2 pseudogenes are annotated in these 512 nt (G+C 66.8%); both read right to left on the bottom strand.

From position 1 onward, the window contains the following. Positions 1 to 156 (bottom strand): annotated as a pseudogene (locus J7528_RS24180) (mannitol dehydrogenase family protein); the annotation flags it as partial. Positions 157 to 322: 166 nt separating this feature from the next. Then, a pseudogene (locus tag J7528_RS24185) lies at positions 323 to 512 on the bottom strand (UxaA family hydrolase); the annotation flags it as partial.

The following is a 512-nucleotide window of genomic DNA, read 5'->3' on the forward strand; positions in this document are numbered from 1 at the left end:
GGCCTGGTGGGCGCGGTGGAAGGCGCCGGGGCCGAAGTGGACGACGCCGACCGTGACCTTGTCGCGGTCATAGGCGGGCAGGGCGACGCCAGGCAGGGCGGCTGGATAGCTGACAGCGTTCAGACGCAGCGGACGGGAGGTCGTGTCGATGGTCAAGGTGCGCGCCCTCGCTGGCGAAAAGGTCGAAAGGCGCCGACGAACAAGCGCCGACACCGGTGGCAACGGAATCTGAAAGATCTCGCGGAGAGGTCAGACCAATGGCTATAGCGTCCCTGACGGGATGACAATCGAGTCGGACCGCGGCGGCGATCGAGGTTTGGGCCTACAGCGTTACGCCCTGCTTCCAGATGGCGATTTCGCGCTCGCCGTTCAGCTCGGCCTTGGTGGGCTGGCCTGAGGCCGTGGCCAAAACCAGTTCCATGAGGCGGTCGGCGGCCTCGTCCATGCTCTGACCCGACAGAACCGCGCCGGCGTCGAAGTCGATCCAGCCGGGCTTGCGCACGGCCAGGTTC

Source organism: Caulobacter sp. (assembly GCF_017744445.1).
GTDB lineage: Bacteria > Pseudomonadota > Alphaproteobacteria > Caulobacterales > Caulobacteraceae > Caulobacter.